At 64.5% G+C, this 26,957-nt stretch carries 25 protein-coding genes; 13 read left to right on the top strand and 12 right to left on the bottom strand.

The features are described from left to right. Position 1 precedes the first annotated feature (1 nt). Together AC07ZH_RS08335 and AC07ZH_RS08330 are read right to left on the bottom strand one after the other, a co-directional pair. Entirely contained in the window at positions 2-931 is a 930-nt protein-coding gene (locus AC07ZH_RS08335) for a branched-chain amino acid ABC transporter permease (RefSeq protein ID WP_495199339.1), read from the bottom strand. Between the two features lie 254 nt (positions 932-1,185). After that, positions 1,186-2,520 (bottom strand): replication-associated recombination protein A, encoded by a 1,335-nt coding sequence (locus AC07ZH_RS08330; protein ID WP_495199338.1) that lies wholly within the window; start codon positions 2,518-2,520, stop codon positions 1,186-1,188. Positions 2,521-2,631: 111 nt separating this feature from the next. Here AC07ZH_RS08330 and AC07ZH_RS08325 point away from each other — a divergent pair, with 111 nt between their 5' ends. After that, positions 2,632-2,988 (top strand): DUF1304 domain-containing protein, encoded by a 357-nt coding sequence (locus AC07ZH_RS08325; protein WP_495199337.1) that lies wholly within the window; start codon positions 2,632-2,634, stop codon positions 2,986-2,988. Positions 2,989-3,000: 12 nt separating this feature from the next. Here the strand turns inward: AC07ZH_RS08325 and lolA are convergent, their stop codons facing one another. The 3 genes from lolA to AC07ZH_RS08310 form a co-directional block, all read right to left on the bottom strand. Next, entirely contained in the window at positions 3,001-3,633 is a 633-nt protein-coding gene (lolA, locus tag AC07ZH_RS08320) for an outer membrane lipoprotein periplasmic chaperone LolA (RefSeq protein ID WP_495199336.1), read from the bottom strand. 190 nt (positions 3,634-3,823) lie between these two features. Beyond that, positions 3,824-6,160 (bottom strand): DNA translocase FtsK, encoded by a 2,337-nt coding sequence (locus tag AC07ZH_RS08315; RefSeq protein ID WP_119108405.1) that lies wholly within the window; start codon positions 6,158-6,160, stop codon positions 3,824-3,826. Between the two features lie 197 nt (positions 6,161-6,357). Further along, entirely contained in the window at positions 6,358-7,032 is a 675-nt protein-coding gene (locus AC07ZH_RS08310; RefSeq protein WP_495199335.1) for a Crp/Fnr family transcriptional regulator, read from the bottom strand. Between the two features lie 169 nt (positions 7,033-7,201). Here AC07ZH_RS08310 and trxB point away from each other — a divergent pair, with 169 nt between their 5' ends. The 3 genes from trxB (at position 7,202) to rpmG (ending at position 8,762) form a co-directional block, all read left to right on the top strand. Continuing rightward, positions 7,202-8,161: a thioredoxin-disulfide reductase gene (trxB, locus tag AC07ZH_RS08305; RefSeq protein ID WP_495199334.1), complete on the top strand. Its 960-nt coding sequence runs from the start codon at positions 7,202-7,204 to the stop codon at positions 8,159-8,161. 185 nt (positions 8,162-8,346) lie between these two features. Beyond that, the gene (rpmB, locus tag AC07ZH_RS08300) at positions 8,347-8,580 is read left to right on the top strand and encodes a 50S ribosomal protein L28 (RefSeq protein ID WP_119108408.1); all 234 of its coding nucleotides are present in this window, start codon (positions 8,347-8,349) and stop codon (positions 8,578-8,580) included. Between the two features lie 11 nt (positions 8,581-8,591). Next, positions 8,592-8,762 carry a 50S ribosomal protein L33 gene (rpmG, locus tag AC07ZH_RS08295; RefSeq protein WP_119108409.1) on the top strand — a complete coding sequence of 57 codons (171 nt, stop codon included), beginning with the start codon at positions 8,592-8,594 and terminating at the stop codon, positions 8,760-8,762. 66 nt (positions 8,763-8,828) lie between these two features. Here rpmG and AC07ZH_RS08290 read toward each other — a convergent pair whose 3' ends face one another. Together AC07ZH_RS08290 and purN are read right to left on the bottom strand one after the other, a co-directional pair. Next, the gene (locus AC07ZH_RS08290) at positions 8,829-10,148 is read right to left on the bottom strand and encodes an RsmB/NOP family class I SAM-dependent RNA methyltransferase (RefSeq protein WP_495199333.1); all 1,320 of its coding nucleotides are present in this window, start codon (positions 10,146-10,148) and stop codon (positions 8,829-8,831) included. A 25-nt stretch (positions 10,149-10,173) separates the two neighbouring features. Further along, positions 10,174-10,749 carry a phosphoribosylglycinamide formyltransferase gene (gene purN / locus AC07ZH_RS08285; RefSeq protein ID WP_495199332.1) on the bottom strand — a complete coding sequence of 192 codons (576 nt, stop codon included), beginning with the start codon at positions 10,747-10,749 and terminating at the stop codon, positions 10,174-10,176. Between the two features lie 18 nt (positions 10,750-10,767). On the opposite strand from purN, the gene AC07ZH_RS08280 reads away from it, so the two are divergent. The 3 genes from AC07ZH_RS08280 (at position 10,768) to AC07ZH_RS08270 (ending at position 13,914) form a co-directional block, all read left to right on the top strand. After that, entirely contained in the window at positions 10,768-11,436 is a 669-nt protein-coding gene (locus AC07ZH_RS08280; RefSeq protein ID WP_495199331.1) for a YceH family protein, read from the top strand. Positions 11,437-11,482: 46 nt separating this feature from the next. Beyond that, positions 11,483-12,664, top strand: coding sequence for an acyl-CoA dehydrogenase family protein (locus AC07ZH_RS08275; RefSeq protein WP_495199330.1), 1,182 nt, complete (start codon positions 11,483-11,485; stop codon positions 12,662-12,664). Between the two features lie 134 nt (positions 12,665-12,798). Further along, positions 12,799-13,914 (top strand): acyl-CoA dehydrogenase family protein, encoded by a 1,116-nt coding sequence (locus AC07ZH_RS08270; protein WP_495199329.1) that lies wholly within the window; start codon positions 12,799-12,801, stop codon positions 13,912-13,914. Between the two features lie 165 nt (positions 13,915-14,079). On the opposite strand, the gene AC07ZH_RS08265 is transcribed toward AC07ZH_RS08270, so the two are convergent. Further along, positions 14,080-14,637: an HNH endonuclease gene (locus AC07ZH_RS08265; RefSeq protein ID WP_119108416.1), complete on the bottom strand. Its 558-nt coding sequence runs from the start codon at positions 14,635-14,637 to the stop codon at positions 14,080-14,082. Positions 14,638-14,800: 163 nt separating this feature from the next. On the opposite strand from AC07ZH_RS08265, the gene AC07ZH_RS08260 reads away from it, so the two are divergent. The 6 genes from AC07ZH_RS08260 to AC07ZH_RS08235 all read left to right on the top strand — a co-directional run bounded on the left by AC07ZH_RS08260 (position 14,801) and on the right by AC07ZH_RS08235 (position 21,812). After that, positions 14,801-15,865, top strand: coding sequence for a bifunctional riboflavin kinase/FAD synthetase (locus AC07ZH_RS08260; protein WP_495199328.1), 1,065 nt, complete (start codon positions 14,801-14,803; stop codon positions 15,863-15,865). Positions 15,866-15,970: 105 nt separating this feature from the next. Further along, the gene (gene ileS / locus AC07ZH_RS08255) at positions 15,971-18,853 is read left to right on the top strand and encodes an isoleucine--tRNA ligase (RefSeq protein WP_495199327.1); all 2,883 of its coding nucleotides are present in this window, start codon (positions 15,971-15,973) and stop codon (positions 18,851-18,853) included. Continuing rightward, positions 18,853-19,356: a signal peptidase II gene (gene lspA, locus AC07ZH_RS08250; protein ID WP_495199326.1), complete on the top strand. Its 504-nt coding sequence runs from the start codon at positions 18,853-18,855 to the stop codon at positions 19,354-19,356. Before ileS ends, lspA begins: the two co-directional genes overlap by 1 nt. A 144-nt stretch (positions 19,357-19,500) precedes the next feature. Then, positions 19,501-19,992 carry a hypothetical protein gene (locus AC07ZH_RS08245; RefSeq protein ID WP_495199325.1) on the top strand — a complete coding sequence of 164 codons (492 nt, stop codon included), beginning with the start codon at positions 19,501-19,503 and terminating at the stop codon, positions 19,990-19,992. Between the two features lie 66 nt (positions 19,993-20,058). After that, on the top strand, positions 20,059-21,450 hold the full coding sequence (locus tag AC07ZH_RS08240) for an O-antigen ligase family protein (RefSeq protein ID WP_495199324.1): 1,392 nt from the start codon (positions 20,059-20,061) through the stop codon (positions 21,448-21,450). A 62-nt stretch (positions 21,451-21,512) separates the two neighbouring features. Beyond that, entirely contained in the window at positions 21,513-21,812 is a 300-nt protein-coding gene (locus AC07ZH_RS08235; RefSeq protein WP_495199323.1) for a hypothetical protein, read from the top strand. 92 nt (positions 21,813-21,904) lie between these two features. On the opposite strand, the gene AC07ZH_RS08230 is transcribed toward AC07ZH_RS08235, so the two are convergent. The 4 genes from AC07ZH_RS08230 to AC07ZH_RS08215 are packed head-to-tail and all read right to left on the bottom strand — an operon-like array spanning position 21,905 to position 26,939. Further along, the gene (locus AC07ZH_RS08230) at positions 21,905-23,902 is read right to left on the bottom strand and encodes a polysaccharide biosynthesis protein (protein WP_495199322.1); all 1,998 of its coding nucleotides are present in this window, start codon (positions 23,900-23,902) and stop codon (positions 21,905-21,907) included. A gap of 26 nt (positions 23,903-23,928) precedes the next feature. Continuing rightward, on the bottom strand, positions 23,929-24,357 hold the full coding sequence (locus tag AC07ZH_RS08225; RefSeq protein ID WP_495199321.1) for a VanZ family protein: 429 nt from the start codon (positions 24,355-24,357) through the stop codon (positions 23,929-23,931). Beyond that, a complete protein-coding gene (locus AC07ZH_RS08220; RefSeq protein ID WP_495199320.1) occupies positions 24,354-25,556 on the bottom strand; it encodes a DegT/DnrJ/EryC1/StrS family aminotransferase in 1,203 nt (400 codons plus the stop codon). Before AC07ZH_RS08220 ends, AC07ZH_RS08225 begins: the two co-directional genes overlap by 4 nt. Positions 25,557-25,601: 45 nt before the next feature. Continuing rightward, positions 25,602-26,939, bottom strand: a complete 1,338-nt coding sequence (locus tag AC07ZH_RS08215; protein ID WP_119108426.1) for an ATP-binding protein — start codon at positions 26,937-26,939, stop codon at positions 25,602-25,604. Positions 26,940-26,957: the final 18 nt, after the last annotated feature.

The following is a 26,957-nucleotide window of genomic DNA, read 5'->3' as shown; positions in this document are numbered from 1 at the left end:
CTCAGGCCCGGTCGGCCACACGTTCGCCGAACAAACCGGATGGGCGCAGCGTCAGGATGATGATGAGCACGATGAACGCAAAAATATCTGCGTAGTTGCTCCCGAGAATGCCGCCTGTGAGCGTGCCGATGTAGCCCGAGCCAATGGCTTCAATAAGCCCCAGCAGAATGCCACCAACCACCGCACCGGTCAGGTTCCCGATACCGCCAAACACGGCTGCCGTGAACGCCTTCAGGCCAGGCAAAAAGCCCATGGTGTGCTGCGCCGTGCCGTAGTTCGAGGCGTACATGATGCCGGCAATGGCCGCCAGAATGGCGCCGATGATGAAGGTGGCCGAGATCACCATATCGGGCTTGACGCCCATTAAAGCGGCCACACGCGGGTTCTCTGCCGTGGCCCGCATGGCGCGGCCCAGGTTGGTGTAGCCCACCAGCCAGGTCAGCACCGCCAGCGAGATCGCCGTGACGCCCAGAATCAGAATCTGCGTGGATGTAATCACCGCGCCTGCGACCTCGAACGGCGCGGCGGGCAGCAGCGTCGGGTAGGGCTTGTAGTTGGGCTTCCAGATGATCATGGCCAGCGTCTGCAGCAAGATGGACATGCCCAGCGCGGTGATCAGGGGAGCCAGACGCGAGGCGTTGCGCAGGGGCCGGTAGGCCACCTTCTCAATCGTGAAATTGAGCGCCGCGGCGACGATGCAGGCAATGATGGTTGCCAGCAGCAAGATCAGCCACCCAGGCGCCCAGGGCATGGACGATTGCATCATGCCGATGCAGCTCCAACTGGTGAGTGCCCCCACCATCAGCACCTCGCCGTGGGCAAAGTTGATCAATTGAATAATGCCGTACACCATGGTGTAGCCCAAGGCTATCAAGGCGTACATGCTGCCGAGAACCAGACCGTTGATGATCTGCTGCAGCAAGATGTCCATAAAAAAGTCCTTCGTGTGTGACGGGCTCAGGGTCAGGCACCGGGAATACGGTGCGGCTTTTTGGGCCTGTCTGCCATCTAGCAAAAAACCCGCCAGGAAAGCTGCCGTGCGGGTTTGAAGGCGGAATTGTAGCGAGATGCATACCCAGCACCACTGCGGCACTGGAGGGGTTTTCCCTTGGATTCGGGACGCATCAGAGGTGTGCGTAAAACATAAGATTAGCTACTTTTCATGCACATCCAAGGTGCACGCTCTTATCGGCCATCTTCCGCTTTGCCATCCTGCGCCTGCGCGTTGCGTGCCCGCAGCTCGTCCAGCCGCTCGGCAATGCGTATCTCCAGCCCCCTGCGGACCGGCCGGTAAAAATCTGGCGCCTGCATGCCCTCCGGCCAATAGCTTTCGCCCGCGGCAAAACCGCCCTCTTCGTCGTGCGCGTAGCGGTAGCCCTTGCCATAGTCGAGCTGCTTCATCAATTGGGTGGGCGCATTGCGCAAGTGCATGGGCACGGGGCGCGTGCCGTCCTGTTTGATCAAGGCACGGGCAGCGTTGTAGGCCTTGTAGACCGCATTGGATTTGGGCGCCACGGCCAGATAGACCACGCACTGCGCCAGCGCCAGCTCGCCCTCGGGGCTGCCCAGGCGCTCATACACCTCGGCGGCGTCCAGCGCCAGGCGCAGCGCACGCGGGTCGGCCAGGCCGATGTCTTCGCTCGCCATGCGCACCATGCGCCGCGCCATGTAGCGCGGGTCGGCGCCGCCGTCGAGCATGCGCACCAGCCAGTACAGCGCGGCGTCTGGGTCCGAGCCGCGCACCGACTTGTGCAGCGCGCTGATGGTGTCGTAGAACTGCTCACCGCCTTTGTCGTAGCGGCGCATGCGCTCGCCCAGCACGCTGAGCACCCAGGCGTCGGTGATTGCTTGCAGTTGCTCCTGCGCAGCCGCCATGGTGAGCGTCTCCAGCGTGTTGAGCAGGCGGCGCGCATCGCCATCGGCATACGCCACCAAACGCTCGATTGCTATTTGTTCAATAGCTGGAACCCCTTGCTGCGCCTGCGCCAGGACCACTATTTTCTTTAAATCTTCGGCGGTGAGCGGCTCCAGCACATAAACCGTGGCGCGCGAGAGCAGCGCCGAATTCACCTCGAACGAAGGATTTTCCGTGGTGGCGCCGATGAAGGTGAACAGCCCGCTCTCAACGTGCGGCAGAAAGGCGTCTTGCTGGCTCTTGTTGAAGCGGTGCACCTCATCGACGAAGACCAGCGTCGGCTGCGGGTGCAGGCCCGATTGCACCGCCTGCGCCCGCTCGACCGCCTCGCGAATGTCCTTGACCCCACCAAGAACCGCGCTGATGCTGATGAACTGGGCATCGAAGGCATCGGCCATCAGCCGCGCAATCGTCGTCTTGCCCACGCCCGGTGGGCCCCACAGGATGCAACTGTGCGGGCGCCCGGACTCAAACGCGAGGCGCAGCGGCATGCCCGGGCCGAGTATCTTTTGCTGGCCGACCACGTCGGCGAGTCGGCGTGGGCGCAGACGCTCGGCCAGAGGCTGGTGGGAGGAGAGTTTGGCGGCGGGCACGTTACGGGGCAAAGTGGGCGTGGTGCATAGCGCTATTACAACGGTTTTACAGCGACCCTCACCAACACAGTAACGCCAAGGCCGCTATGCTGCGGGACTTCTCACCCTGCACACCCGTCCGCCATGCTGCTCGCCGCCAACATCGTCGTCGCCGCCATCGCCCTGCTCCATGTGTATATCCTGGTGCTGGAGATGTTTTTGTGGGACAAGCCCGCCGGGCTGCGCGCCTTTGGCCTAAACCAGGAACTGGCGACGGCCACCAAGGTCCTGGGCGCCAACCAGGGGCTGTACAACGGGTTTCTGGCCGCGGGGCTGTTCTGGGGCCTGTGGCTGGGCGACGCGGGGCTGGCGGTAAAAGTGTTCTTCCTGCTGTGCGTGGCCGTGGCGGGGCTGTTCGGCGCTGCGACCGCGAGCCGCAAGATCCTGTTCATCCAGACCGTTCCGGCTGCCCTCGGTCTGGCGCTGTTGCTGCTGGCCTGACTGTGGGCCGCATTACTGTTTGAGCACATCGGCCCCCTGCGGCACCTTGAAGTCGAACGTGGAAGCCGGCAAAGCCGCATTGGCCTGCACCTTGTCGAAACGGATCATGGAGCGCTGACCGAAACTGTCCAAGATTTCCAGCGCCGCCAACTGCTCGCCGCGCAGGCCGACGCGCACGCTCTGCAACTGCCCATCTTTGGCTTTCGGCGTGGCGTGCACCCACTGCAAACCATCCTGCTCGGGGGCGGATTCCAGCGTGAAATCTTTCGTCAGCGCCTGCAAATTGGGCGCCGAGGCCAGCAGCGCAGCGGGCGTGCTGCCCAGCGCTTTGGCCTGTGCGCGCTCGGTCACCTGGTTCAGGTCAGCGTCATAGAGCCACAGCGTCTTGCCATCGGCAACGATGGTCTGCACGAACGGCTTCCTGTAATCAAAGCGAAATTGCCCTGGGCGCTCAAAGGCAAAGCTGCCACTCGACGTTTTGACGCGCGGCGCCTGCCCGTTCTTGGAGGGCGCCGTCACCTCCTGCGTGAACTCTGCCTGCGCCGAGTGCGTGTTCTGCATAAAAGTTTCAAGGCTTTTTAGGCCGTCAGCGCTTGCTGCGCTTGCGCAAGCAGCTATGAAAATCGCAGCAATCGTTTTCTTCATTCAAATACCTTCAAAGTCGGCTTCTGTTCTATCGCCGCGGGAGCCAACACCGACGTAGGAATAAGGGCGCTTCCTCTACCAGCGGACACCGCGCAAGGGCCGCCCCGCCGCGCCGGTGTCGTCCCCCTTCCCGAATCGCGCAGCGATTCGAGAGAAGGGGGAAGCGGCGCAGCCGCTCAGGGGGATGCCTCTACTCCCTCGCCGGCACCAGCACCTCGCGCTGCCCGCTGGTGGTCAGGCCGCTGACCAGGCCCGCTTTTTCCATGTCTTCCAACAGACGCGCCGAGCGGTTGTAGCCGATGCGGAGCTTGCGCTGCACATAGCTGATGCTGGCCTTGCGGTCCTTGAGCACGATCTCGACCGCCTGGTCGTACATCGGGTCCTTCTCGCCGCCAGCATCACCATCCAGAGACAGATCGCCCTCGCCGTCCACAGTTCCGCCCTCCAGCACGCCCTCGATGTAGTCGGGCTCGCCCTGGGTCTTGAGGTAGCTGACAACGCGGTGCACTTCTTCATCGGAAACGAAAGCGCCGTGCACGCGCACCGGCAAGCCGGAACCACTGGCCATATAGAGCATGTCGCCCATGCCCAGCAGGGCTTCAGCGCCCATCTGATCCAGGATGGTGCGGCTGTCGATCTTGGAGCCCACCGAGAAGGCGATGCGGGTGGGGATATTGGCCTTGATGAGCCCGGTAATCACGTCCACGCTCGGGCGCTGGGTGGCCAAAATGAGGTGAATACCGGCTGCGCGCGCCTTCTGCGCCAGGCGGGCGATGAGTTCTTCGATCTTCTTGCCCACGACCATCATCAGGTCGGCCAGCTCGTCGATGATGACGACGATGTGCGGCAGGCGCTCCAGCGGCTCCGGCTCCTCGGGCGTCAGGCTGAAGGGGTTGGGAATGGACTCGCCGCGCGCCTTGGCCTCGTCAATCTTCACGTTGTAGCCGGCAAGGTTGCGCACACCGAGTTTGCTCATCAGCTTGTAGCGCCGCTCCATCTCGCCCACGCACCAGTTCAACCCGTGCGCCGCCTGCTTCATGTCGGTGACGACAGGCGCCAGCAGGTGCGGAATGCCTTCGTAGACCGACATTTCCAGCATCTTGGGGTCGATCATCAACAGGCGCACGTCGCGCGCTTCGGCCTTGTAGAGCAGGCTCAAAATCATGGCGTTGATACCGACCGACTTGCCCGAACCCGTGGTGCCGGCCACCAGCACGTGCGGCATCTTGGCCAAGTCGGCCACCACCGGGTTGCCGACGATGTCCTTGCCCAGGCCCATGGTGAGCAGGCTTTTGCCCTCGTGGTAAATCTGCGAACCCAGGATTTCGCTCAGCTTGATGGTCTGGCGGCGCGCATTGGGCAATTCGAGGGCCATGTAGTTCTTGCCGGGAATCGTCTCGACCACGCGAATCGACACCAGGCTGAGCGAACGCGCCAGGTCTTTCGCCAGGCCGACGATCTGCGAGCCTTTCACGCCCGTGGCGGGTTCGATCTCGTAGCGCGTAATGACTGGGCCGGGCATGGCCGCCACCACCCGCACCTCGACGCCGAAGTCCTTGAGCTTCTTCTCGATCATGCGGCTGGTCATCTCCAGCGTCTCGGGCGATACGCTCTCGCGCTGCTGCTGCGCCGGGTCCAGCAAATCAACCTGCGGCAGCCGGCTGTCGGGCAGATCGGTGAACAAGGGCTTTTGCCGCTCTTTCACCACGCGGGTGCTTTGCGGCACGTCGACCAGTACCGGCTCGATGATCTGGATCGGCATCGGGTGGTGCGTCTCGATGTCGGTGCGCTCGCCGCTCACCACCTTCTCGCGGGCGCGGGCAGCGCGCCGGCCTTCCGCCAAGTCGATCGCCACTTCGCGCCGCGCGCGGGTGGACTGCAAGAGCGTGTCGATGCGTGCGCCCAGGCCTTCGGCCACCCGGCTCCAGGAGAAGCGGAACACCAGTGCCGAGCCCAGCACCACCAGCACGATGCCGACCAGGCCGGAGCCCGTAAACCCCAGCCAGCGCATGGCCAGGGGCCCCAGCACATAGCCCAGAACGCCCCCCGCATGGCCGGGCAACAAGGCTTCAAAACGGTACATGCGCGTCCATTCCAGAGCACAACTCGCCGCCAGCAGCAAGGCCAGCCCCCCCCAGAACAAGATGCGCAGCGTTGCCGGGCGCCTGGGCGAAGTGCCCTCTTCTGCCGCTGCGCCACCGCGCAGCAGGCGCGTCAGGGACGCCGCCCACGCGCCTATGGCGGCCGCCAGGCACCACCAGACGGAAAAACCAAAAACGAAATAGCTCACGTCTGCAAGCCAGGCGCCTGCCAAGCCCATGCGGTTGTGCACCACGCCGCTCGCAGAGGCTCCCGAGGTGGACCAGGCCGGGTCCTGCGGCGCGTAGCTCCACAGGGCGAGCAACCACACCAGACAGGCAAACAGCCCGGCCAGCACAAGCAGTTCATGGCCTACACGCGCGCCCACGCTGCGCGGAAGGCTCTTCCCAGGAGAAGAGGCGTTCAGGGTATTGAGCGAATACGTCATAAGTGCATGGGAAGCTTACCGCAGCGGCATTCGACAAGTGTCGCGAGTTGAAAGTACGTTGAAGAAGTAAAAGGTGTCGAAATCGTCGTCAGGCAAGGCGAAAACCACAGCGATAGCCGGAGCTATCGCGAGGATTTGCAACGCGGCATGGCGGCGATTCTCGGCAGCTTTCTGAAACGAACTTTCAACTCACGGCACTAGCCCAGCGACTGCAGGCGGCTGCGCAGCGCCGTGGCGCCGCTGGGCAGGGTTTCAATAAAGCCGCGCGTCTCCAGATCTTTCATCACGCGGCTGACCATTTCGCGCGAAGCGCCAATGGTTTTGGCCATTTCCTGGCGCGAAATTTTTTCCCGGATCAGCGTCTGCCCATTGGCATCCGTCTCGGCCAGATCGAGCAAGGCATGCGCCACGCGCCCGTACACGTCCAGAAGCGCCAGCGATTCGATTTTGCGGTCGGCATGGCGCAAGCGCTTTACGAGGCCGCGCATCACCACCAGCGACATGCTCGCGTTCTCCGCCAGGCAGCGCACGAACTCGGCACGGCCAAGCTCCAGCACATCGGTCTGCACCAGCGCATGAACCGAGGCCGAATGCGGCTCATTGTCGATAAGGCTCATCTCCCCCAGGTAGTCGCCCGGCACCAGCGTGGCCAAAATCACCTCGCGACCACGCGCATCGGCGGCGCTCACGCGCGCGCGGCCCGTCAGCAGCAGGTACAAGGCATCCGATTTCTGGCCCTGCAGCACCAGCGGCTCGCCGCGCTTGAAGCGGCGCTTGTTCACGGCGCCCCCGAGCGCTTCCGCCTGGGACGCCGTCAAGCGCGAAAACAGCGGCACACGCCGCAGAAGATCGAGATTGGTCACGATGGACATGCTTGCCTCTCATTGGATGAATCTGTCCGCGAACCCTGACTCAGGGCAAGGCCAGAGCACACGGCAGCACCGGTCGATGCGACTTTGGCCGATACTTGGGGCTTGTCCCTCGCGCCCCGCATCTGCCTCGCTGGCAGGCCTGCCGGGCGGCAAAACCCGAGCTTTTACCATGCCTACACCCCAGCACGCGCAAGTCCTCATCCTAGGTTCCGGCCCCGCCGGCTACACCGCCGCCATTTACGCCGCCCGCGCCAACCTCAAGCCCGTGCTCATCACCGGCATGGCCCAAGGCGGCCAGCTCACCACCACCACGGAGGTGGACAACTGGCCGGCCGACGTGCAAGGCGTGCAGGGCCCCGAGCTGATGCAGCGCTTCCTGGAGCACGCCGAGCGCTTCAAGACGCAAATCATCTTCGACCACATCAGCCAGGTCGATTTCAGCAAGCGCCCCTTCACCCTTTCGGGCGACACCGGCAGCTACACCTGTGATGCGCTCATCATCGCCACAGGCGCCTCGGCCAAATACCTGGGCCTGCCCACGGAAGAAGCCTTCATGGGCAAGGGCGTATCGGGTTGCGCCACCTGCGACGGCTTCTTCTACCGCGAGCAGGAAGTCTGCGTGATCGGCGGCGGCAACACCGCCGTGGAAGAGGCCCTGTACCTCTCGAACATCGCCAGCAAGGTGACACTGATCCACCGCCGCGACAAATTCAAGGCCGAGCCGATTCTGGTGGACAAACTGATGGAAAAGGTCGCCGCCGGCAAAATCGTGCTCAAGACTTTCTTCACCCTGGACGAAGTGCTGGGCGACGTTACCGGCGTCACCGGCGTGCGCATCAAGAGCACGCAGGATGGCCACACCGAGGACATCGCCCTGCAAGGCTGTTTCATCGCCATCGGCCACGCACCCAACACCGACATCTTCAAGGGCCAGTTGACGATGGAGAACGGCTACATCGTCACGCAAGGCGGGATGCAGGGCTTTGCCACGCAGACCTCGGTACCAGGCGTCTTTGCCGCGGGCGACGTACAAGACCATGTCTACCGCCAGGCCATTACCAGCGCCGGCACGGGCTGCATGGCGGCACTCGACGCACAGCGCTACCTGGAGCAGCAGTCGCTGACCTGACACGCGCTATAATCTGCGGCTTTGCCAAATCACGCGCCTCTTTGTGGCGCTCTTTCGAGGCCCTTTGGGCTACAGGCAAATCGGGTTACCGCCACCCTTTCTGGCGAGGTGAGGCCGCCGGCGGGCTTTCGAAAATAGTTCGAAGGCGCCAGCAGGCGGCCGTTAAAAAGTATCGGAGTGTCCACATGGCACGCGTCTGCGAAGTCACGGGCAAGAAGCCCATGGTCGGGAACAACGTTTCCCACGCCAACAACAGAACCAAGCGCCGGTTTCTGCCAAACCTGCAATACCGCCGTTTCTGGGTCGAGAGCGAAAACCGCTGGGTGCGCCTGCGCATTTCCAACGCCGGTTTGCGTCTGATCGACAAAAACGGTATTGATTCGGTGCTCGCAGACCTGCGCGCACGTGGCCAGGCTTAAGGAGAACCACCATGGCAAGCAAAGGCGGACGCGACAAGATCAAGCTGGAATCCACTGCGGGTACCGGCCACTTCTACACCACCACCAAGAACAAGAAGACGATGCCCGAGAAGCTGCTGATCATGAAATTTGATCCCAAGGCTCGCAAGCACGTCGAGTACAAGGAAATGAAGCTGAAGTAACTCGGCCCATTCCACGTAAAAAAACCGCCCGGCGCGAGCCCGGCGGTTTTTTTGTCTTTAGAAACGCTATTTGCGCTGCCACACCGCGGCAAAAAAGCCGTCGGTTTTGTGCCGGTGCGGCCACAGGCGCAGGTAGCGCGTGCCAGCTTCTCCGCCGCTGCACAGAGACGCGGCATCCGGCACCTTGAGTTGCGCCAGCACCTCCCCCACTTCCAGAGGAACAAACTCCGGATGCGCTGCTGAAAACGCCTCGGCGATCTCCTCGTTTTCCTGCGGCAGCACGCTGCAGGTGGCGTACACCAGCCGGCCGCCGGGCTTGAGCAGGCGCGCGGCGCTGTCCAGGATAGCGGCCTGCTTGACCACCAGCTCCTCAATCGTCTTGGGGCTCTGGCGCCATTTCAGGTCGGGGTTGCGCCGCAGCGTGCCCAAGCCCGAACATGGCGCGTCGACCAGCACCCGGTCGATCTTGCCGGCCAGGCGCTTGATGCGGTCGTCGCGCTCATGGGCGATAGCGGCCGGGTGCACGTTCGAGAGCCCGCTGCGCGCCAGGCGCGGCTTGAGCGCGTCGAGCCTGTGGGCGGAAACATCAAAGGCGTACAACCGCCCGGTGCTGCGCATGCTGGCGCCCAGTGCCAGGGTTTTGCCGCCAGCGCCAGCGCAAAAGTCCACCACCATCTCGCCGCGCTTGGCGTCCACCAGCAGCGCCAGCAGCTGCGAACCTTCGTCCTGCACCTCGATGGCGCCGCGCACGAAAGCCGGCAGTTTGGCAAGCTGGGGCTTGCCGACCGCGCGCAGGCCCCAGGGGGAATACGGTGTTACTTCTGTTTTGATAGCTGCTTTCGCAAGCTCCTCCTGCGCTAGCTGCCGTTTTTCCTTAAAAATGTTAACGCGCAGATCGAGCGGTGCGCTTTGCGACAGAGCGGTGACTTCTGGCCAAAACTCGTCGCCCAACTGCGCCTTGAGCGGCGCCACCAGCCATTCGGGCAGGTTGTGGCGGTGGCGCTCCAGCAAATCTGCCTCATCCACCGCATCGCACTGCGCCAGCCACTGGCGTTCGCGGTCATTGAGCGCGCCCTGCAAGAAGTCACGCGGGCCGTGCCTGGCCTGGGGGTTGGCGCGGCGGGCTTCCTCGTCCTGCCAATGCGCATAGCCCAGGATCGCCAAACGCCGCTCGCGCGGGCCGGAGCCCGAAGGGGCCATGTGGTCGAACAGCAGCTTCTTGCGCAGCACGGTGTAGACCGTTTCGGCCAGGGCGGCGCGCTCGCGCTGGCCCAGGCCACGGTTGTCGCGAAAGAAACGCGAGACCACGGCGTCGGCCGGGTGCTCGAAGGTAAGGGCCTGGCGCACGAGTTGCGCGCAGGCTTCTATCAGGGCGTTGGGATGCATGCCCCGATTGTCCCATTCGCGTGTGCTATTTGAAAAATCGCCGCACCGCACGCGGGTAGATCAGGTGCTCTTGCGTCAGCACGCGCGCGGCCAGCGCCTGTGCGGTGTCGCCGTCGAGTACCGGCACCGCAGCCTGCTCCAGAATCGGGCCGTCGTCGAGCTCGCTGGTCACCTGGTGCACCGTCGCACCGACAAAACGGCAGCCAGCCGCCAGCGCCCGCTCATGCGTGTGCAGGCCGGGGAAGGCCGGCAGCAACGAGGGGTGGATATTGAGCAAACGCCCAAGGTAGTGGTCGACGAAACCAGCGCTCAAGATGCGCATGAAACCGGCGAGCACCACCAGAGCAGGCGCATAGGCATCAATGCACCGCATCAGCTCCGCATCAAAGGCTTCCCGCGAACCAAAGCCCTTGTGCTCCAGCACCTGCGTCGCAATGCCACGCGCCTGCGCAAAGGCCAGGCCGCCCGCGTCCGCCCGGTTGCTCAGCACCGCTGCGACGCGCACGCCCAGCTTGCGTTCCCAGTCTTCCCGCTCAGCAGCGCGCACGATGGCCGCCATGTTGGAGCCGCCGCCAGAGATCAGAATCACGATGTTCTTCATCTCCCAGATTATCTCGCCATGCGTTTTGACGCCCAGGCCCAGCCACTGACCGACATCGAAGCCCGCGTGCTTGCCACGCTCATGGAAAAGGCCCGCACCGTGCCCGACAGCTACCCGCTCTCGCTCACCAGCCTGGTGGCGGGCTGCAACCAGAAGACCACGCGCGAACCGGTCATGCAATTGAGCGACGCCGAGGTGCTGGCGGCGCTGGAGCCATTGCGCAGCCACAGTCTCGTGTTCGAGAGCAGCGGCTCGCGCACCACGCGCTACGAGCACAACTTTCAGCGCGGCATTGGCGTGCCCGAGCAGTCCGCCGTGCTGCTGGGCCTCTTGATGCTGCGCGGCCCGCAGACGGCAGCCGAGTTGCGCACCAATGCCGAGCGCTGGTACCGCTTTGCCGATGTGTCCTCCGTCGAAGCGTTCCTGGAAGAATTGCAGGAACGCTCCGAAGACAAAGGCGGGCCGCTGACCGTGCTGCTGCCGCGCGCGCCCGGCGCCCGCGAGTCGCGCTGGATGCACCTGCTGTGCGGCCCGGTGGACTTGTCGCAGCCCGCTGCCGCACCACAAGCGAGCGCGCTGGGCGAACGCGTGGCGCAGCTCGAAGCCCAGGTCGCGCAGTTGCAAGCCACGGTGGAGCGGCTGTGCAGCGAACTGGGGCTGCCCATGTCGCCGCCCGGACAGGCTTAAAACGAACGACCGTGCTACAAATGCAGCCTCACAGGAGACAAGCCCTATGGATCTCGCATTTACCCCCGAAGAACAAAGCTTCCGCGAAGAAGTCCGCACCTGGGTGCAGGCCAATCTGCCCAAGGACATCGCCCACAAGGTGCACCACGCCCTGCGCCTGACGCGCAGCGACATGCAGGGCTGGGCCAAGATTCTTGGCAAAAAAGGCTGGCTGGCCTTTGGCTGGCCCAAGGAATTTGGCGGTCCCGGCTGGACGGCCGTGCAAAAGCACCTGTTTGAAGAAGAATGCGCGCTGGCTGGCGCGCCGCGCATCGTCCCGTTTGGCCCGGTGATGGTGGCGCCCGTCATCATGGCATTTGGAAATGCCGAGCAGCAAAAGCGCTTCCTGCCCGGCATCGCCAGCGGCGAAGTGTGGTGGAGCCAGGGCTATAGCGAACCGGGCTCAGGCTCGGACCTGGCCAGCGTCAAGACCCGCGCCGAGCGCGTGGGCAACAAGTACATCGTCAACGGCCAGAAGACCTGGACCACGCTGGGCCAGTACGGCGATTGGATGTTCAACCTCGTGCGCACCAGCACGGAAGGCAAGCCGCAGACCGGCATCAGCTTTCTGCTGCTGGACATGAAGTCGCCCGGCGTCACGGTGCGCCCCATCAAGCTGCTCGACGGCGAATGCGAAGTCAACGAGGTGTTCTTCGACAACGTCGAAGTGCCGGCCGAGAACCTGATCGGCGAAGAAAACAAGGGCTGGACCTACGCCAAGCACCTGCTCAGCCACGAGCGCACCAACATCGCTGACGTGAACCGCAGCAAGCGCGAACTGGAACGTTTGAAGCGCATCGCCAAGCGCGAAGGCGTGTGGGACGAGCAACGCTTTCGCGACCAGATTGCGCTGCTTGAAGTAGACATCGTGGCGCTGGAGATGCTGGTGCTGCGCGTGCTCTCGGCCGAAAAATCGGGCAAGAACTCGCTCGACATTGCCGGCCTGCTCAAAATCAAGGGCAGTGAAATCCAGCAGCGCTACGCCGAACTGATGATGCTGGCGGCCGGGCCGTTTGCCTTACCTTTCATCGAGGAAGCCATGCAGGCCGGCTGGCAAGGCGACTTCCCTGGCGGCGAGGTAGCCAATGCGCCGCTGGCATCCACCTACTTCAATCTGCGCAAAACCACCATTTACGGCGGCAGCAACGAAGTGCAACGCAACATCGTGGCCCAGACTGTCCTCGGCTAAAGCCTCGGGCAGTCCACGCGGTGCGCGACAGGACTGCTCCCCGTGCCCCCTCCGGGAGGGGATTCCAGCAAGAACTTCGCTGAATGTGAACGGCGCCCAAGCGCCACAGCAAGTCAGCATCAGGAGTAGAGAACATGGATTTTGATTTTTCTGACGACCAGCAATCCCTGCGCGACGCCGTGCGCCGCTGGGTGGACAAGGGCTACACGTTCGAGCGCCGCCGCGGCATCGTGGCGGCCGGCGGCTTTGACCGCGCCGCTTACGGCGAACTGGCCGAACTGGGCTTGACCGCCCTGACCGTTCCCGAGGCGCACGACGGCCTGGGCCAGGGCGCCATCGACGTGATGGTGGCAATGGAAGAATTGGGCCGCGGCATGGTGCTCGAACCCCTGGCGCACGCCTTTATCGCAAGCAGCGTACTCACGCAGTACGCACCGGCCGAGTTGCAAGCAGCCTGGTTGCCGCGCATTGCCAGCGGCGAAGCCCTGGTGGTGCTGACACAGCAAGAGCGCAAAGCGCGCTACGCGCTCCAAAAATGTGATGCAAAAGCGGCTCCAGCGCAATCTGGATATGCGCTAGCAGCTACCAAAAGCATAGTTCCTGCGGGCGACCAAGCCGACGCGTACCTCGTGCCCGCGCAACTCGATGGCCAGATCGCCCTCTTCCTCGTGGAACGCTCGGCCAGCGGCGTCAGCGCCCAAGGCTACGTCACGCAAGACGGTAGCCGCGCCGCCGAAGTGCAGTTCGCCAGTGCGCCCGCCACCCTCATCACCCAAGACGGCCTGGCCGCGTTGGAGCTGGCCGTGGACACCGGCATCGCCGCCCTGTGCGCCGAAGCGGTAGGCGTGATGGACAAAGCCGTGGCGCTGACAGTGGACTACATGAACCAGCGCAAGCAGTTCGGCGTCACCATCGCCAGCTTCCAAGCGCTGCGCCACCGCGTCGCCGACATGAAGATGCAGCTTGAACTGGCCCGCTCCATGAGCTACTACGCCAGCCTCAAGCTCACCGCGCCCGCAGGCGAACGCCGCACCGCCATGGCGCGAGCGAAGGTGCAACTGGGCCAATCCATGCGCTACGTGGGCCAGCAGATGGTGCAACTGCACGGCGGCATCGGCGTCACCGACGAATACATCGGAAGCCACTACTTCAAGAAGCTCACGCAGATGGAAATGACGTTTGGCGACACCCTGCACCACTTGGGCGAAGTCTCCAGCCGCATGCAGGACACGGCGGGTGTGTTCGCCTGAGAGGCTTGTAGTTCATCCATAGAAATTGGGGTAGAAATTGGGGTCAGATTCCAATTATTGTTGGCGCCTTGTGCTGCTGCCTGACGGTCACGGCCAATTAATTGGAATCTGACCCCAATTTACCTGGTACGTGCCAGCAAAGCTGCGTAGCGAAATTTTCCGAGCTCAGGCCGCGAGGCGCGACGTTCGCGGCACATGCGCCATCAGAAATTCCATCTGGTCGGCCAGGATACGCCGGTTGCGCAGGATGAAATCCTCCCACAGGCTCGGTACATAGGGCGTGTAGAGCAACGGCATGTGCGCCTGCTCGGGCGTGCGCGGACCTTTGCGGTGGTTGCAGGCGCGGCAGGCGGTGACGACGTTCATCCAGTGGTCAACACCCCGGCTGGCAAAGGGCACGATATGTTCGCGGGTCAGTTCGCTCTCGTGGAAGTCGCCGCCGCAATAGGCGCAGATGTTGCGGTCGCGCGCGAAAAGCTTGGCGTTGGTCAGGCCTGGGCGGCACTCAAAAGGGTTGGTGCGCGGAATCCCGCGCGTGCCGATGATGCTGTTGATGGCAATCACCGACTGCTGGCCTGTGACCGCATTGTTGCCACCGCGAAAGCGCGCCACCTCACCCCCCACCTCCCAGCGCACGTCGCCGGCAGCGTAGTGGGTGGCGGCCTGTTCCAGCGATATCCACGACTGGGGCAGACCTTGGGCCGAGAGCTTCAACACTTTCACGAGCAGCCTCCTTAAAAGATGCACAGGAAACGGGGCAAGCGGGCGCCTCAATGCCAACACGGGCGCAGCAAGGCCACTGCGTCACAATATACGCCAATCGTGACATATCGGTGTCCAGCGCTTGCCCCATGTGCGTTAAACGCTATTAAATTCATATCGACCCATGCTCGTTCTTCGCGGCTTCCATCACCCGGCCATCGCCCCGGCCTGCGCGCTCACCATTGGCAACTTCGACGGCGTGCACCGCGGCCACCAGGCCATGCTGGCGCTGCTCAATGCCGAAGCCACGCAGCGCGGCGTGCCCAGCTGCGTGCTGACCTTCGAGCCGCACCCGCGCGACTACTTTGCCGCCGCGCTGCACAAGCCTGAACTCGCGCCGGCGCGCGTCGGCACGCTGCGCGACAAGCTCTCTGAACTGGCCCGTTTTGGTGTGCAGCAAACGATCGTGCTGCGCTTTGACGCTGCTCTGGCCGGGCAATCACCTGCGACCTTCATCAATGACGTGCTGGTGCGCGGCCTGGGCGTGCGCTATGTGCTGGTGGGCGACGATTTCCGCTTCGGCCGCCAGCGCGCGGGCGACTACGCCCTGCTTAGCAGCGCCGGCCAGACGCAGGGGTTCGATGTGGCGCGCATGAATTCCTACGAAATCACCTACCCCCAGGCCAGCAGCGACAGCGCCCAGCCGGTGCGGGTGTCAAGCTCGGAAGTGCGCGCCGCCCTGGCCGCTGGCCGCATGGACGACGCCGCGCAGTTGCTGGGGCGCCCCTACGCCATATCTGGCCACGTGGTGCACGGGCGCAAGCTGGGCCGGGTGCTGGGCGAGGCCAGCCGTGGCGCAGGGGATGGCTTTCGCACGCTGAACCTGCGCTTTGCCCATTGGAAGCCCGCCGCCAGCGGTATTTTTGCCGTCTGGGTGCATGGCCTGGACGCGCAGCCGCTGCCGGGCGTGGCCAACCTGGGCATCCGCCCCTCGCTGGACCCGAGCGACGCCAACGGCGGGCGCGTGCTGCTGGAGACACACTGCCTCGAATGGCCAGCACACCTGGGGCCTGAGGGGGCCTACGGTAAAATCATCCGCGTGGAACTGATGCACAAACTGCACGACGAACTCAGGTACGACAGCCTGGGTGCGCTGACGGCCGGCATTGCCCACGATTGCGCCGACGCCCGGGCCTGGTTTTCGGCCCACGCAGAAACCCGGCGCCAGACCACGCGCGACCGAATTTGAGGCGCCCGCGCACGGCGCTGTGCGCCTCCAAGCCCCCTCTTTCCTGGCGCCCCGGCACTCCCTCAACCACGCCCCGCCTGCCACCACCGTTCACGAGAATCCGCGATGTCCGACGTCTCCCCCAGCGCTTCCACCTCTCCTGCACCTGCGCCCACGCAGGACTACCGCAAAACCCTGAACCTGCCCGATACGCCGTTCCCGATGCGCGGCGACCTGCCCAAGCGCGAGCCGGGCTGGGTCAAGGAATGGAACGACGAGGGCCTGTACAAGCGCCTGCGCGCGGCCCGCTGCGGCGCGCCCAAATTCATCCTGCACGACGGCCCGCCCTACGCCAACGGGCAGATCCACATGGGGCACGCGGTCAACAAAATCCTCAAGGACATGATCGTCAAGGCGCGCCAGCTTGAAGGCTTTGATGCGCTTTACGTCCCCGGCTGGGACTGCCACGGCCTGCCGATCGAAAATGCCATCGAAAAGAAGTTTGGCCGCAAGCTCTCGCGCGACGACATGCAGGCCAAAAGCCGGGCGTACGCCACCGAGCAGATCGCGCAGCAGATGGCGGACTTCCAGCGTCTGGGCGTGCTGGGCGAATGGGACCACCCCTACAAGACCATGGACCCGGAAAACGAGGCCGAAGAGATCCGCACCTTCAAGCGCGTGATCGAGCGCGGCTTCGTCTACCGGGGCCTCAAGCCCGTGTACTGGTGCTTTGACTGCGGCTCATCGCTGGCCGAATTCGAGATCGAATACCAGGACAAAAAGAGCCAGACGCTCGACGTCGCCTTCAAATCGCACGACCCGGCCCAGCTTGCCGCCGCCTTTGGCCTGAGCGCGCTCAGCAAAGACGCTTTTGCCGTCATCTGGACCACCACCGCCTGGACGATTCCGGCCAACCAGGCGCTCAACCTCAACCCGGAACTGACCTACGCGCTGGTCGATACGGCGCGCGGTGTGCTGCTCATCGCCGAATCGCTGGTGGAAAGCTGCATGACGCGCTGGGGCCTCGAAGGCCTGGTGCTGGCCCTGGCACCAGGCAAGGCGCTTGCCGGCCTGGAGTTCGAGCACCCCTTGTACGACGTGGCCAGCGACGACGGCAGCCACGGCTACCAGCGCCTCTCGCCCGTGTACCTGGCCGACTACGCCACCGCCAGCGACGGCACCGGCATCGTGCATTCGTCGCCCGCCTACGGCGTGGAAGACTTCAACTCCTGCGTCGCGCACGGCGTGGCCACGGACGACATCCTCAACCCCGTGCAGGGCAACGGCAGCTACGCGCCGGAGCTGGCGCTGTTTGGTGGCCAGAACATCTGGAAGGCCTGCCCCGTCGTCATCGACACGCTGCAAGCCGCCGGCCGCCTGCTGGGGACCGAAACCATCAGCCACAGCTACCCGCACTGCTGGCGCCACAAAACACCGGTGATCTACCGCGCGGCGGCGCAGTGGTTCATCCGCATGGATGAGGGCGAAGGCGTTTTCACCAAGGACAAAGCCCCGGAGACCCTGCGCCAGACGGCCCTCAAGGCCATCGAGCAAACCCACTTCTACCCCGAGAACGGCAAGGCGCGCCTGCACGACATGATTGCCGGCCGGCCCGACTGGTGCATCTCGCGCCAGCGCAGCTGGGGCGTGCCCATTCCCTTCTTCCTGCACAAGGATTCGGGCGAACTGCACCCGCGCACCATGGAGATCCTGGACCAGGCCGCTGACATCGTGCAAAAAGGCGGCATCGAAGCCTGGAGCCGCGTCACCGCCGAAGACATACTGGGTGCCGACGATGCGCCCCACTACACCAAGAGCACCGACATCCTCGAAGTCTGGTTCGACTCGGGCTCGACCTTCCAGCACGTGCTGCGCGGCTCGCACGCCGGCGCCCACCACGACAGCGGCCCCGAGGCCGACCTGTACCTGGAAGGCCACGACCAGCACCGCGGCTGGTTCCACAGCTCGCTGCTGCTGGCCTGCGCGCTGGAGGGCCGCGCGCCCTACCGGGGCCTGCTGACGCATGGCTTCACGGTGGATGCACAGGGCCGCAAGATGAGCAAGTCGCTCGGCAACGGCATCGACCCGCAGGACATCAACAAGAAGCTCGGCGCCGAAATCATCCGCCTCTGGGTGGCGTCGAGCGACTATTCGGGCGACATCGCCGGCGACGAGAAGATCCTCGCCCGCGTGGTGGACGCCTACCGCCGCATCCGCAACACGCTGCGCTTCCTGCTCGCCAACACCAGCGACTTCGACCCCGTGCACGATGCCGTGCCCGAGGCGCAGTTGCTGGAGATCGACCGCTACGCCCTGTCCCGCGCCGCCCAGTTGCAAGCCGACATCCTGGCGCATTACAAGGTCTACGAATTCCACCCCGTGGTCGCCAAGCTGCAGCTCTACTGCTCGGAAGACCTGGGGGGCTTTTACCTCGACATCCTGAAAGACCGGCTCTACACCACCGCGCCCGCCAGCCTGGCGCGGCGCAGCGCGCAGACGGCGCTCTGGCAAATCGCCCAGGCCATGCTGCGCTGGATGGCCCCGTTCCTGAGCTTCACCGCCGAGGAAGCCTGGAAATTCGTCGGCGGCAGCGAATCGATCTTCATGCAGCAGTACACCGCCTTGGGCGAACCGGCCGAAGGGCTGCTGGCCAAATGGGCGCGCATTCGCGAGATCCGCGACCTGGTGAACAAGGAGATCGAGCAACTGCGCGCCGCCGGCACCGTGGGCGCATCGCTGCAGGCCACGGTGGAACTCACCGTAGGCCCCGAAGACCACGCGCTGCTGGCCAGCCTGGGCGACGATCTGAAGTACGTGTTCATCACGTCCGCTATTGAATTAGTAGCTGGTAGCGCAATACAGATAAGCGTTAAGGCCAGTTCTGACCAAAAATGCGAGCGCTGCTGGCATTACCGTGCCGACATCGGCCACGACGCTGAGCACCCCACGCTGTGCGGCCGTTGCACCAGCAACCTCTTTGGTACCGGCGAAACCCGGGTGCACGCCTGATGGCCCGCAGCAACTTTGCCCCGCGCGCAGGCGGCAGCGTCTGGCCCTGGCTCGGCTGGGCGCTGTTCGTCCTGATCATCGACCAGTTGACCAAAACGCTCATCCTCGGGGCCTACCACCTGGGCGACGCCACGCCCATCACCAGCTTTTTCAGCATCGTGCGGGCGCACAACACCGGCGCGGCGTTCTCGTTTCTGGCGCAGGCGAGTGGCTGGCAGCGCTGGCTGTTTACCGGCTTTGGCGTGGTGGCGGCGCTGTTCATCGTCTGGCAACTGCGCGCCCACCCAGGGCAGCGGCTGTTTGCGTTTGCGCTCTCCAGCATCCTCGGCGGTGCCATTGGCAACGTGGTGGACCGGTTGCTGCACGGCTACGTGGTCGATTTTTTGGACTTCCACTGGGCGGGTTCGCACTTTCCTGCCTTCAACATTGCCGATTCGGCGATCACGCTGGGCGCCATTTGCCTGGTACTGGATGAGCTGCTGAGAGTGCGGCGGGCACGGTAAACGGACGGCGGCAAAGTCAACATACGCGGGGCAAACGCTGTTGCTAGCACGCCATCGGGCTGCAAACTTTTCGCTGCACCCTCTCGCCACGCACCTTTTCGATGTGATATAACCTTTACCAAACCGTCACCCGGAGAGAGAGAAATGAAAAAACTTGCTATTGCTGCCCTTGCCTGCTGCGCCTTTGGGGCACAAGCTGCAGCCAACGTCGGCACGCTCGACAACGTGGTCGGCACCGTCAGTGTCGGTGGCCAGGGTTTCGTGGCCCACGCCAAGAACGGCATGCCACTGGCTGAAGGCAGCACCGTGCTGGTCGCCAGCAAAGGCATGGCCACGGTCATGCTGGCCAACGGTTGCAGTATCTCCCTCTTGGGCAGCCAGCACTACACGGTCAACTCCAAACTGAACTGCGAGCAGTCCATTGCCTCGGTTCAGAGCTTGGCCTCCACCACGCGTCTGGCTCAAGCCCCCGTGGGTTCTGGCCTTCCTGGCGGTGGCACTACTGGCGGCGGCGGGGCTGCTGGCGGCGGCTTCGGCGGCCTGGGCGCTGGTGGCATGATGGGTGTAGGTTTTGGAACCCTTGGAACCCTTGGCGCCCTTAACAGCACTTCCAGCACCAAAGCCAGCGGTAGCTGATTGTCTTCACGACCTCATTACGCCCGCTCCGACACCAACCAGCTTAGTCACTGGTTGGTGTTTTTTTTGGCTTGTGCACTGCTTGCCCTGGCGCCTGTGCTGCGCGGCGGCAACCGGCAGATTGCGCTCGCCGGGCTGCTCTCGCTTAGCGCCGCGCTGCTGGCACTGCTTCTGGGCTCACTCAGCTTCGACCGCCTGTTTGGCGGGCCGCCAGCCACGGGCGAACGCCGAAAGGCGGCGCGCGGCGGCCTCGGCTTTGCGCTGGCGCTGGCCTTTGTCGGCAGCAGCCCGGTATGGCTGGGCCTGCTGCAGCTCACCCCGCTGTCGGCACCATCGTGGAGCCATCTGGCAGGTCACGGCATCTACCTGGACGCCCTGGCCGCCGCTGGCGGCACGGCGCCGCAGGAGCTGGCGCTCAGCCTGAACCCGCAAGCTACCCTCACCGCCCTGCTCTCCGGCGTTCCGGCAGCGGCCACGCTTTTCGCGGCGCTGTACCTGCCGCGCCCCCTGGTGGAGAAATGCCTCCTGGTGCTGCTGGCAGCCGGCGCCTGCCAGATGCTGCTGGCAGTGCTGCAGTTCTGGATGGGCAGCGGCTCCGCACTCTATTTCGGCGTGGACAGCGCCACCGGCTTTGTCGGCAGCTTCGCCAACCGCAACCACCTGGCCGATTTTCTGGTCATGCTCATGCCGGTGTGGTTCTTCTGGTTCAGCCAGAGCGTGAGTGGGCGCGGCAGCCACAAGGGCGAAGCGCGCTTTGGCGGCACGGGGGCGTTGTGGCTGTTCTTTGGCTTTGCACTGCTGGTCGTCACCCTGGCAACACTCTCGCGCGGCGCCCTGCTGTCGGCTGCACTGGTGCTGACCGCCAGCATGCTGCTGCTCGGTGTCAAACTCAAGTCGCGCCTGGGCCGCAAGCAGCGCATCGCCCTGGGTGTGGCTGCGGGCCTGTTCGCCCTGTTCGCGATCATCGGCGTGGGCGCCGAACGCGTCGGCCAGCGGCTCGATACGACCACGCTGGAGGCGGACGCCCAGACGCGCCACAACTTCACCACCGCCACGCTGGAAGGCGCACAGGCCTTCTGGCCCTGGGGCAGTGGCGCCGGCACCTACGAATCGGTGTTCCCACGCTTCCAGGCGGCCGACTCTCTCTATTACGTGGAATACGCACACAACGACTACGCCCAACTGCTCATGGAGCTGGGCCTGCCCGGCGTGCTGCTGGCGCTGGTGGTGGCAGGCCTGATGGCCGTCCAGGGCGTGCGCCTGTTGCGCGCCTACCGGGCCGAGCGGCGCCTCTCTGGCGAGCTGGCGCTGCGTGTCTGGTGCGGCCTGGGGGCTACCGCCCTGCTGCTGCACAGCACCGTGGAATTCAACATGCACATCCCGGCGCTGGCGCTCACGGCGGCTTTCTTGCTCGGGGTCTATCTGCGGCCACTGCGCCCCACCCGCTCAAAGGCCTGAAGCAGATGCAGAGGTGGATGGGTTTTGCATCGCAATGGGCCACTCAGGGAGTACGGCCCCGCATGCACCTGGCAGCCGCCTTGCTCACGGCAAGCCTGCTGACCAGCTGCGCCACAGGCCCTGGTGCGGCGCCATCGCCCAATGCACCGCAACTGTTCATGAACGCGCGCGGCCTCAAGCAATGGGACCACCCCGAAGCCTTTGGCCCGGTGCCAAAAGAGATGCTCACGACCGGACGGCAGTACTGCGCCACCCTTAACAACGGCGGAAAACGCTACGCCCCAACCGGCTACCACCCGCATGCGCGCAGCGTGGAAGGCTATCCGTTCGAAGATGGCGGGTTTTACTGCACGCTTGAATAGAAATTGGGGTAGGAATTGGGGTCAGATTCCAATTATTTGAAAATAATTGGAATCTGACCCCAATTCCTACCTCACCCCAATTTCTACAATTTTTAAGCGCGAACGCCGCCCTCTGCGTCTCCAAAAATCGACTTCGCGTCCTCGACCCTGATTCTTCTGGCAGCCAGCAGTGAACCCGTTTCGTCGGCCATCGGTGTATAGCCTGCAAGCCGCTGCAACATGCGGTGCACGGTGGCCATGTCGCCCGCTGCCATGGCAGTGTTCAGCGTGGCAAGCTCGTGCTCCAGGGCGGGCCAGGGGAGTGACACTTCGCTCGCCTTCATCACGCGCGGGTGGGTGGTGGGCTGCGGGTTGTTGCCGATCAGCAGCTCTTCGTACAGCTTCTCGCCAGGGCGCAGGCCGGTCACCTTGATCTCGATTTCGCCGTCCGGGCAGGCCGCGTCGCGCACGCGCATGCCCGAGAGCTCGACCATGCGGTAGGCCAGATCCACAATGCGCACCGGCTCGCCCATGTCAAGCACGAACACCTCGCCCCCGCTGGCCATGGCGCCCGCCTGCACCACCAGCTCGGCCGCCTCGGGAATGGTCATGAAATAGCGCGTGACATCGGCGTGCGTCAGTGTCACCGGCCCGCCCTGCGCGATCTGCTGGCGAAACAGCGGCACCACCGAGCCCGAAGACCCCAGCACATTGCCAAAGCGCACGATAGAGAAACAAGTGGGCGCCGCTCCCGCAGGCCCTACTACCGGAGCGGAGGCAGCAAAGGCCTGCACCACCAGCTCGGCCATGCGCTTGCTTGAACCCATGATGTTCGTCGGCCGCACGGCCTTGTCGGTGCTGATGAGCACAAAGCTCTGCACCCCATGGCGCGCGGCAGCGCGCGCACAGGCCAGCGTGCCCCACACGTTGTTGCGTATGCCCTCCACCGGGTTGAATTCGACCAGCGGCACATGCTTGTAAGCAGCGGCGTGGTACACGGTATGCGGGTGCCAGGCGGCCATGATGGCGCCCATGCGCTCTTCGTTCTGCGCCGAGCCCAGCAGCGGCACCAGTTCGGGCGCCACACCCTCAGCCGCTGCCAAGGTGTCTTCGAGTTCGCGGTGAATCTGGTACAGCGAAAACTCGTTCATCTCGACGAGCAGCAGGCAACCCGGCGCGCACTTGAGTACCTGGCGGCACAGCTCGCTGCCAATCGAGCCCCCCGCCCCAGTGACCAGCACCACCTTGCCGCGCACATTGCGGTTGAGCAGAATGCCATTGGGCAGCACCGGCTCGCGCCCCAGGATGTCGGCAATGTCGAGCTCTTGCACATCCTTGAGCGTGACCTTGCCCGAGGCCAGCTCGGACACCCCCGGCAGCGTGCGCACATGCACCGGGTGCGGGCGCATGCGCTGCACAATGGCGTTGCGCTCTTTGCGTCCGATCGAGGGCATGGCCAGCAGCACATGGCCCACCTGCTGCTTGGCGATCAGCACGGTCAACTGGTGCGCCCCATGCACGCGCAGACCATCGACCGTATGGCCGTGCAGGCGCACGTCGTCGTCAATGAAACCCACCACCCGCTGCTCGCGGCCATTGCGCAGGGCCGACGCCAGTTGCCGCCCAGCCGAACCCGCGCCGTAGATCAGCACCCCCGGCAGGTTGCCCTGGCTCAGCATGCGGCGGTACAGGTCGCCCAGAAAAAAACGCACCCCCACCCGGCTGATGCCGACCATGAGGAACATGAGCAGCGGTTGCATGATGCCCACCGTGCGCGGCACACCCCGCACGCCGACCACCGTGAAGATCAGGGCGTACAGCAGGCTGTACACCGCAATGGCGCGAATCAGGCTGACCATGGCGTGCCAGCCCGCGTAGCGGAACACCGCCCGGTACAACCCGAAGTAGGCAAACAGGGGCAGTGCCAAGCCGATAGCTACCACCACTGCAGGCCAATAGCCAGAGCTCCAGACCACCCAGCGCTCCAGCCGAAGGCACAGCGCCAGCCACACCGTAAAGCCACAAAAGACCACATCGTGCAGCATGGCCACGACCTGCTTGACCGGCCTGGGAAGGGCCAGCAGTCCACGGGCCATCGAGTTGGTTTGCATGTCAGAGCCCTCCAGTTAACGCACGGTCACGCCTGCCAGCCGAGTGATCTGGGTCGGGGGAGCTGCACTGGCGGCACCAGCAGCAAGCTGCCCGCCAAGCCCAGTGCATCGGCCAGCCAATCGCCCAGCGATGCACTGCGGCCTGGTATGACCGATTGCAGTACCTCGGTGAGTGCACCCAGCAGCAGCAGGGCCGCCACCGCCCACCAGCGCTGGCGGCCCTGCTGCCAACTGCGCGCGGCCAATCCCCCCAGCACGGCAAACAGGCTGGCGTGCACCAGCTTGTCGGAATACGCCGTGGCGTCGGCCGCGTCAAGCACCGTCGCCATGGGCAACCACGAAGCCGCCCACACCTTGGCAGCCAGCACGGCATTGGCCGGGGCCAGCAGGCAGACCAGGGTCACCAGCAGCGCCATGGTGAAAAGCACGCGTGCAATCAGCAGCGCCCGCCTCATCCCCCAGCACCCCCGGCCGCGCCCAGCACCTGGCGAACCACCGCGCAGGTGCGGTCGATCTCGGCGGCCGTCAGCGTGGGGTGCACCAGGAACATCAGGCTCGTCTCGCCCAGGGCGCGCGCCACGGGCAAGCGCGCGGCCGGGCGCCAGGGCGTGCCGTCAAAGGCCTTTTCCAGGTACACCTCGGAGCACGAGCCCTGGTAGCAGGGCACGCCCTGGTCGTTGATGGTGCCCACGATGCGGTCGCGGCTCCAGCCGGGCGCCAGCGCCTCGGGCCGCACATAGGCGTAGCACTTGTACTGCGCATGCACACTGCCCGGCGCATGGGCCGTGGCTGCGGCAAAGTCGGGCACCCGCACGCAGTCGAAACCCCGGCAGACGGCCCAAATGGCCTCGGCATGCGCCGTGCGCCGGGCCGTCCAATCCGCCATGCGGCGCAACTGAATGCGGCCCACGGCGGCCTGCACCTCAAGCATGCGCCAGTTGGTGCCGAAACCCTCGATCACCCACCTGAAGCCCGGCGGGTGCTCGCGCTCGTACACCGCCGCGTAGCTCTTGCCGTGGTCCTTGTAGGCCCACATGGCACGCCACAGGGCCTCGTCGTTCGTGGTGACCATGCCGCCCTCGCCCGCCGTGGTCATGATCTTGTCCTGGCAGAAGCTCCAGGCGCCCACGTGGCCGATGCTGCCCACGCTGCGGCCCCGGTAGCGCGCGCCATGCGCCTGCGCGCAGTCTTCCACCACCTTGAAGCCATGCTGCGCCGCCAGCGCCATGATCGGGTCCATATCGCAGGGCCAGCCCGCCAAGTGCACCACGATAACAGCCCTGGTCCGCGGCGTGAGCACGGCGGCAATGGCGGTCGCCGTGAGATTGCCGCTATCAGGGTCGACATCGGCAAACACCGGTGTGGCACCCGCATTGACGACACACGACACGCTGGCCATGAAGGTGCGCGGCGTGACCACCACCTCGTCGCCTGGGCCAATGCCCAGCGCCTTGAGCGCCACATCCAGCGCCAGCGTGCCATTGGCGAGCGCCACGGCATGCTGCACGCCGGCCCAGGCGGCGAATTCGCGCTCGAAATCACGGCATTCGGTGCCCGTCCAGTAGTTGACCTTGTTGGACAGCAGCACCGCGCGCACGGCGTCGCCCTCTTCGGTGGTGAAACTGGGCCAGGGAGAAAACGGGGTATTCAGCATTTTCTTTGTGAAAGTGGTGGCAACAGGCAAGCGGCAGGGCAACTTTCAAGACGTGCCATCCATGGGCTGCAGCAGCCAATGGATGGCACGGTGCAGCTCGATAGGCGCAGGCACGGCAAGGGCGGGCGGAGCCGACAGGTACACCAGCATCATGCGGGCGCGCGGCCAGTCTAGCCGGGCATCTTGCAGGGCGCGCACCTCGCGCTGCAGCGTGGCGGCGTCGCTCACATCAAGGCAGACCTGCACCAGCCATTGCTCGCCACCCGGAAGGGCGGCATGGAAATCGACCTCATATCCCGAAGACGTGAGCACATAGCCTACTGCAGCGCCGCGCCGCTGCAGCTCGTGCAGGACGACAGTCTCAAGCGCATGGCCCAGATTGGGTTTGCCCGATGGGTCGAACACCGCCATCAAGCCGGTGTCCACAGGATAGACCTTGCGCGGATTGACCTGGCGGCGGCGCACAGAGTCGGTGGCCAGGGCAATGCTGCTCAGCAGGAAGGCATCTTCCAGATGCGCCAGCATCTGGTGCAGGCTGTCCTTGCCAACGGGCACACCGCGCGAGCGCAAATCGGCGTGGAACTTGTTGATGCTGAACGCCCCCGCCGTATTGCCCAGCAACTGCTGCACCAGCCAGCGCAGCACCTGGGGCTGGCTCAGGTTGTGGCGCTCGATCACGTCGCGCAGCAGCACCACGTCCACATAGCCGCGCAGCAGCTCCCGGCGGCTGCGGGCGTCCATGGCGACGCCTTGCGCTTCAGGGAAACCGCCATCGCGCAGATAGGCAAGCAACAAGTGCTCCAACTGCGATTGGCCTGCCTTACCCAGGTTCGGTGCCGGCTTGTCTGGCTCCTGCCCGGCGTGGCGCAGCGCCTCGCGAAAGCTGAAGGGCGTCACCACCGCCTCCATGGCACGACCGCGCATGCTCGTGGCCACCTCGCGCGAAAGCAGCTTGGCCGACGAACCGGACAGAAACAATTCGATGTTCTCGCTGTCAAGCAAGCGGCGGGCAAACACCTCCCACCCGCTTACCACCTGAATTTCATCCAGAAAAAACGTGCAACGCCGTTGATCACGCCATTGCGGGTGCAAGCGAAAATACTCGTCCACCAGCACATCCAGATCCGCTGCCTGGAGCCCCGCCAGGCGCTCGTCTTCAAAGCTGAAGTACAGCAAGCCCTCGCGCGGGACGCCCAGGGCGTGGCGCTCCGCCAGCAGTTGCCACAAAAAACTGGTCTTGCCCGCGCGGCGCATGCCAATCACCGCCAATGCCTTGCCGGCGACCGCCGGAAGCCACACATCGCGCCGCGTCAGCGATGGCAGGGGGGCGGCCTGCGCATCGAGTATTTTTTGCCGGATGATGGGGCGAAATTGGCTCTGCATGAGAGCTCATTTTACGTG

It is taken from the genome of Simplicispira sp. GW247-4R2A (assembly GCF_059424465.1).
This window is presented reverse-complemented; position numbering and strand designations above follow the sequence as displayed.

Coding starts and splice junctions, on each gene's coding strand:
- AC07ZH_RS08335 (WP_495199339.1), bottom strand. CDS start 931: ATGGACATCTTGCTGCAGCAGATCATCAACGGTCTGGTTCTCGGCAGC.
- AC07ZH_RS08325 (WP_495199337.1), top strand. CDS start 2,632: ATGCTGCTCGCCGCCAACATCGTCGTCGCCGCCATCGCCCTGCTCCAT.
- lolA (WP_495199336.1), bottom strand. CDS start 3,633: ATGAAGAAAACGATTGCTGCGATTTTCATAGCTGCTTGCGCAAGCGCA.
- AC07ZH_RS08315 (WP_119108405.1), bottom strand. CDS start 6,160: ATGACGTATTCGCTCAATACCCTGAACGCCTCTTCTCCTGGGAAGAGC.
- AC07ZH_RS08310 (WP_495199335.1), bottom strand. CDS start 7,032: ATGTCCATCGTGACCAATCTCGATCTTCTGCGGCGTGTGCCGCTGTTT.
- trxB (WP_495199334.1), top strand. CDS start 7,202: ATGCCTACACCCCAGCACGCGCAAGTCCTCATCCTAGGTTCCGGCCCC.
- rpmB (WP_119108408.1), top strand. CDS start 8,347: ATGGCACGCGTCTGCGAAGTCACGGGCAAGAAGCCCATGGTCGGGAAC.
- rpmG (WP_119108409.1), top strand. CDS start 8,592: ATGGCAAGCAAAGGCGGACGCGACAAGATCAAGCTGGAATCCACTGCG.
- AC07ZH_RS08290 (WP_495199333.1), bottom strand. CDS start 10,148: ATGCATCCCAACGCCCTGATAGAAGCCTGCGCGCAACTCGTGCGCCAG.
- purN (WP_495199332.1), bottom strand. CDS start 10,749: ATGAAGAACATCGTGATTCTGATCTCTGGCGGCGGCTCCAACATGGCG.
- AC07ZH_RS08280 (WP_495199331.1), top strand. CDS start 10,768: ATGCGTTTTGACGCCCAGGCCCAGCCACTGACCGACATCGAAGCCCGC.
- AC07ZH_RS08275 (WP_495199330.1), top strand. CDS start 11,483: ATGGATCTCGCATTTACCCCCGAAGAACAAAGCTTCCGCGAAGAAGTC.
- AC07ZH_RS08270 (WP_495199329.1), top strand. CDS start 12,799: ATGGATTTTGATTTTTCTGACGACCAGCAATCCCTGCGCGACGCCGTG.
- AC07ZH_RS08260 (WP_495199328.1), top strand. CDS start 14,801: ATGCTCGTTCTTCGCGGCTTCCATCACCCGGCCATCGCCCCGGCCTGC.
- ileS (WP_495199327.1), top strand. CDS start 15,971: ATGTCCGACGTCTCCCCCAGCGCTTCCACCTCTCCTGCACCTGCGCCC.
- lspA (WP_495199326.1), top strand. CDS start 18,853: ATGGCCCGCAGCAACTTTGCCCCGCGCGCAGGCGGCAGCGTCTGGCCC.
- AC07ZH_RS08245 (WP_495199325.1), top strand. CDS start 19,501: ATGAAAAAACTTGCTATTGCTGCCCTTGCCTGCTGCGCCTTTGGGGCA.
- AC07ZH_RS08235 (WP_495199323.1), top strand. CDS start 21,513: ATGCACCTGGCAGCCGCCTTGCTCACGGCAAGCCTGCTGACCAGCTGC.
- AC07ZH_RS08230 (WP_495199322.1), bottom strand. CDS start 23,902: ATGCAAACCAACTCGATGGCCCGTGGACTGCTGGCCCTTCCCAGGCCG.
- AC07ZH_RS08225 (WP_495199321.1), bottom strand. CDS start 24,357: ATGAGGCGGGCGCTGCTGATTGCACGCGTGCTTTTCACCATGGCGCTG.
- AC07ZH_RS08220 (WP_495199320.1), bottom strand. CDS start 25,556: ATGCTGAATACCCCGTTTTCTCCCTGGCCCAGTTTCACCACCGAAGAG.
- AC07ZH_RS08215 (WP_119108426.1), bottom strand. CDS start 26,939: ATGCAGAGCCAATTTCGCCCCATCATCCGGCAAAAAATACTCGATGCG.